Annotated in this window: 5 protein-coding genes and 2 pseudogenes; 6 read left to right on the forward strand and 1 reads right to left on the reverse strand. The window is 34.4% G+C overall.

Going from position 1 to position 5,107, the window contains the following annotated elements:
- Window positions 1–41 precede the first annotated feature (41 nt).
- The 6 genes and pseudogenes from KI356_RS05750 to KI356_RS05775 all read left to right on the forward strand — a co-directional run bounded on the left by KI356_RS05750 (window position 42) and on the right by KI356_RS05775 (window position 4,560).
- Window positions 42–950 (forward strand): DMT family transporter, encoded by a 909-nt coding sequence (locus KI356_RS05750; RefSeq protein ID WP_212935025.1) that lies wholly within the window; start codon window positions 42–44, stop codon window positions 948–950.
- 77 nt (window positions 951–1,027) lie between these two features.
- Window positions 1,028–1,705, forward strand: a complete 678-nt coding sequence (locus KI356_RS05755) for an S-layer homology domain-containing protein (protein ID WP_212935026.1) — start codon at window positions 1,028–1,030, stop codon at window positions 1,703–1,705.
- Window positions 1,706–2,195: 490 nt separating this feature from the next.
- Window positions 2,196–2,672, forward strand: a pseudogene (locus KI356_RS05760) (S-layer homology domain-containing protein); the annotation flags it as partial.
- 21 nt (window positions 2,673–2,693) lie between these two features.
- Window positions 2,694–3,566: an MFS transporter gene (locus tag KI356_RS05765; protein WP_438820839.1), complete on the forward strand. Its 873-nt coding sequence runs from the start codon at window positions 2,694–2,696 to the stop codon at window positions 3,564–3,566.
- Complete coding sequence (locus KI356_RS05770; protein WP_000166302.1) at window positions 3,550–3,750, forward strand: NETI motif-containing protein; 201 nt, start codon at window positions 3,550–3,552, stop codon at window positions 3,748–3,750. The genes KI356_RS05765 and KI356_RS05770 overlap by 17 nt, the downstream gene beginning before the upstream one ends.
- Before the next feature lie 351 nt (window positions 3,751–4,101).
- Entirely contained in the window at window positions 4,102–4,560 is a 459-nt protein-coding gene (locus KI356_RS05775) for a VOC family protein (protein WP_212935027.1), read from the forward strand.
- 130 nt (window positions 4,561–4,690) lie between these two features.
- Here KI356_RS05775 and KI356_RS05780 read toward each other — a convergent pair.
- Window positions 4,691–5,107: pseudogene (locus tag KI356_RS05780) on the reverse strand (S-layer homology domain-containing protein); the annotation flags it as partial.

Raw genomic sequence — 5,107 nt, forward strand, 5'->3', positions numbered from 1 at the left:
ATATATAGAATATTCAGTGAAATATTTAGGAGGTTAATAGTTTGTTTCATTCAAAATCAATGCCGGCTATAAAAATGATTCTTTCGATGTCTATTTTCGGATCGATTGGATTTTTTTCTGTCCAGACAGGTTTACCGCCTTTTGAATTAGTATTTGTTCGTTGTATTTGTGCGACTTTATTTTTAGCATTATGTTGGTTCGTAACAGGGCAATACAAAAGTGAGAAATGGAACAAAAAAGAAACGATACAAATATTAGCTTGTGGTGTATTTCTCGTTTTTAACTGGGTATTTTTATTTAAAGCGTTTGAACTTATGTCGATTACAATTGCGATTTCTGTATATCATCTTGCACCGATCATCGTATTAATGATTGGTAGTATCGTATTTAAAGAAAGACTTACAGTATTTGCTGTTATGTCCATTGTTATTTGTTTTATCGGCACAGTGTTAGTAGCTGGAGTGGACGGTAGTATGTCGCTTGAGAAATTAATGTCATCTGGAATGGTATGGGCACTTCTTGCGGCTTTATTTTATGCTTTTACCACGTTACTAGGAAAGGGGATTCAGCATACGAGTGCATATGCGATGACCTTTTTACAAACGTTTTTAGGCATATTTTTATTGCTACCATTCGTAGATTTCGGACATTTTCAAGGATTAACAGAGATGAATTGGATGATGATTACTGCGACAGGACTTATACATACTGGGTTTGTATATTACTTATTTTTTGACAGTTTAAGAGATTTGCCGACGAGACTTATTTCTGTATTAGTGTTTTTAGATCCTGCTGTTGCAATTTTGTTAGATACGGTCTTTACCGGTTTTAGACCGACTAGTATGCAAATTGTAGGGATTATTCTTATATTTGTAGGAATGGCATTTACTTTTCGAAAAACGAAGGATGAAAAAGTGATGGTAAAAGAAAATACGTATTATGAAGTGTAAAAAATTACCTCCTACCGTATTGAGAATCCCCTTATTTTTTGTACAATATAAGAGTAGGAAAATAAAGGAAGAGGCGGATGAGAGCGATGAAAAGGTTATTAAAGGTAGCGACATCATTAACTTTAATAGGGGGGATATTTGTTAGCAGTAATATTGTTTCAGCAAATACAGATGTAATTCAACAATCTCCACCTTCACCTGATATTATGCTAGAATTTGATGATTTAGCAAATGATCATTGGGCTTATAATGAAATTATGAATTTAGTATATCACCGTATTATGTATGGATATGGAAACGGTAAGTTTGGGGTAGAAGATAATATAACACGTGAACAAGCAGCAGCAGTACTACATCGCGCACTCAATTTAAAAAGAAGTCCATTTGAAGAGAATCCATATGAAGATATTAGTGGGAAATCAACAATGTTCCCTTACGAAATTTTACATTTAACAAGACTTGGTATTTTTAAAGGAGACGAAAATGGGAATTTCCGTCCGAAAGCCACATTAACTCGTGCAGAATTAGCACAAATTTTAACGAAAGCATATGAGTTGAAAGCAAAGCATCCGCATACATTTACAGATATACCAGAAAACTATTGGGCAAGAGATGCAATTAGTGCATTGCAGTCTAATAAAGTTGTGGTAGGAACCGGAGATGGTAAGTTCGAGCCTGAAATGCTCGTTACACGTGGGCAATTCGCTAAGTTTTTACAACAAGCAATTTATAATTCACCAGATAAATGGGAATAAATAAGAGTATAAAAAAGTACAAGTAGATTATACTTGTACTTTTTTATCTGAAAGGTGAAGTTTTTACATAATGCAATTCTTAGATTCCATTCAAACGATTAATCTATGAAGCTCGAAAAAAGCGCAAATATGATATTTGCGCTTTTTTGTCTATAAAGTGAATTTTTTATAAGTGAAGGACTTGATTAGTAGATAGTAGAATATTGTATATATAACAACTTTGCAAAAGCTTTTGTTTATCCTTTTTGAAAATCAAACAGAGAAACTAGAGCGCAAAGATAAGAATATTTCTTCAAATGATTTGCATGCAATTCAGGATACCCAATTGGAATTGAGAGCGAATTGGCTCTCCTAGTAATCTTCAAAATAATAGATGTTAAAAATGCAATATATTACATATGGCTTGCAAATACAGCATATGTAATATGGGGAAAGAATTTAGTCTATTATGTTCCACTTTTAATAAAGTGGAAATGAAGGAGCGAGGACAATGAAGAAAAAAATGTTCCGTATAATGGCAGCAGCGACTATTATGGGTGGATTATTGGTAAGTGCAAATGTTCCTAACATAAAAGCAGAAGAATATCCAGAAATGATTGTATTTGATGATGTTCCAGTAGACTATTGGGCATATGACTATATTATGGAAGTGGCGTATCATAAAGTTATGCTAGGCTATGGAAATGGCAAGTTTGGTGTAGGTGATAATGTAACACGTGAACAAGTGGCGGCAGTACTGTATCGCGCACTTAATATAAAGCATGAAGGACCGTTAAAAAATCCTTATAATGATATTTCTGAAAGATCAACAATGTTTCCAAATGAAATTTTAGCATTAACAGAACGCGGTATTTTTAAAGGTGATGAGAAGGGGAATTTTAGACCTAGAGAAACAATAACACGTGCAGAAGTAGCACAAGTTCTTACACAAACATTTTCATTTGAAGCGCTGCAACAGCACACATTTATAGTTGGCGTTGGAGATCATATGCTTCATGTCGGAACACAAACGTGGATTACAACAACGACAGACCCTAGTAAAATAGGTAGGCAAGTATCGATATACGGCGTATTCTGCGGAATTGGTTTTGCAATTGGCCCTTATCTGGCAAGTACAGTTCAGTATGGTCTAGCAACGCCATTTATCATATCTACTATACTTTGCTTAATAGGATGGATTTTACTTTTACCAACGAAAAATGCATTCCCAGCACAAGATGAAACGAAAACTGAAAGTGAATCATCATTTTCTCGTTATAAACAAGTCGTGGGATTAGCTTGGATTGCACTTATTGGTCCACTTGCATATGGTGTGCTTGAAGCAATGCTAAATAGTAATTTACCAGTATACGCCCTTCGCAAAGGGTGGTCTGTATCAGATGTTTCTTTCTTAATACCAGCATTCGCGATTGGGGGTATTATTACACAAATTCCGCTCGGTATATTGAGTGATAAATACGGAAGAGACCGTATTTTAACGTGGACATTCAGCATAAGTACTGGCATTTTCCTACTTGCAGCAGTATTTAATCAATATTACTGGATCGTCTTTGTCTGTATGCTTCTAGCTGGTATGGTAATTGGATCATGCTTCTCATTAGGTCTTGGATTTATGGCAGATTTATTACCGAGGCACTTACTACCAGCAGGTAATATATTATCCGGAATCGCCTTTAGTATAGGAAGTATTATGGGGCCTGTATTAGGAGGCGTATTTATAGAAAAAATACAGTATACAAGCTTTTTTATTGCGGTTATGATTATAATGGGTATTCTCGCAATGGTATATATTATTTACATGAAAAATCAATTCGCATCAAGAAAAATAGAAAGTAGGTTAGGGCATGACAAAACAACCTAATAAGAAAAAATTTGAAGTACTAGAAAACGAAACGATTACAGACTGCTTAGCACGTATGGAACAAGAAGGATATGCGCCGTCTCGTCGCATGGAAGAGCCAATCTTTCATGAAGTGAAGAAAGACGGGAAAACAGAAGTTGAGCCGTGTGGTAGGAAAATTGTTTTTGAGGGGAAATTGAAGTAATCTAATAACAGATTTTCTTTATGGTATAGAGCCATCCAATTCATTTGAGTTGGATGGCTTGTTTTTTTACTGACCAATGAAAGACTAAGCTAAGCGATCTTTGTTAGTAAAGATAGTAGGGAGAAAAATTAACTACATAAAAATGTAAAAGTAAATTGAACGATGCTTAATTTATAGAATTTCAGCGTTGGGACATGAAGTATAAATCCGGAATATTTATACTTATACCATTGTAGGAAAGAAAAATGATACAAAAGTAGGATGATTTAAAATATATTTATTTGTATTATAAAAACAAAATACATCTTTGGAAAATCAGAAGATTACGTATGTAGGGAAGGGAGAAATACAATGATACAAAGCATATACGAAACTCATTTGCATGTAAGAAATTTAGAAAAAGCGATAGATTTCTATCAAAATAAGTTAGGCTTAGCATTAGCAAGAAAACTATCGGAAAGAAGAGTCGCTTTCTTTTGGGTAGGAGAAAATAAAAAACAAATGCTTGGATTATGGGAAGTACATACTAACGAAGATTTTGAGACGAAACACTTCGCTTTTCGTGTAGATTTAGAGTTTTTAAAGACTTCCAAATTGTGGTTAGAGGGGCGTGGAATAGAGGTAGTAGGGAGTCAGGGGAAAGGAAATCAAGAGCCAATCGTCCAAAGATGGATGCCAGCTGCAAGCGTATATTTTTTGGATTGTGATGGGAATAAATTAGAGTTTATATCTATGTTACATGATGATCCAGATGAATTAGAATATGCAACTTATTTAAGTGAATGGGATGCGGAGCACCAAGAAACATAAAGTTTAATCAGTGGGAGTTTTATAGATTTGTATTATGTAAAATAGATAGAAATAAAATAACCCCCCTCAAGAATAAGGGTATTCTTGAAGGGTTTTTTATGCTTTATATATTTATATTGTTTGTAACTTATTAACGATCTTCACGTTTAGATATTTCAGCGCGTTGAATATAACCATCAGAGAAGCTGAAATAAAGGGAATAGCTTCCTCGATTATATATAAAGCCTTCACTAGTCATATCTTCTCCGATTAAATCTGGTTCACCAAACCATTCTTTTAATTCACTGATAGGGATACCCATTTTCACCCATATATATCTTGCGTCCGAAGGGTACATATCAATATTATACTCTCCGTATACTGCTGTAGTAGGTGCATCACATTCTGTACATGGTGCTTTCTTCAAAACATCAGGCACTCCAAATTCTTTTTTTACCTCAGATATATCTTTACGCAATGTATTTAATGTAAATGGACCAAACGTCCCATCCTGTAAAGCTGTTGTTAACATTTGTTTCAGTTCTTCTTTTGAATTGATGTTGAAATT

The sequence above is a fragment of the Bacillus hominis genome (assembly GCF_018332515.1).
GTDB lineage: Bacteria > Bacillota > Bacilli > Bacillales > Bacillaceae_G > Bacillus_A > Bacillus_A hominis.

Excerpts from the sequence above, each read along its gene's own strand:
- KI356_RS05765 (WP_438820839.1), top strand. The coding sequence starts at position 2,694 with ATGCTTCATGTCGGAACACAAACGTGGATTACAACAACGACAGACCCT.
- KI356_RS05775 (WP_212935027.1), top strand. The coding sequence starts at position 4,102 with ATGATACAAAGCATATACGAAACTCATTTGCATGTAAGAAATTTAGAA.
- KI356_RS05770 (WP_000166302.1), top strand. The coding sequence starts at position 3,550 with ATGACAAAACAACCTAATAAGAAAAAATTTGAAGTACTAGAAAACGAA.
- KI356_RS05755 (WP_212935026.1), top strand. The coding sequence starts at position 1,028 with ATGAGAGCGATGAAAAGGTTATTAAAGGTAGCGACATCATTAACTTTA.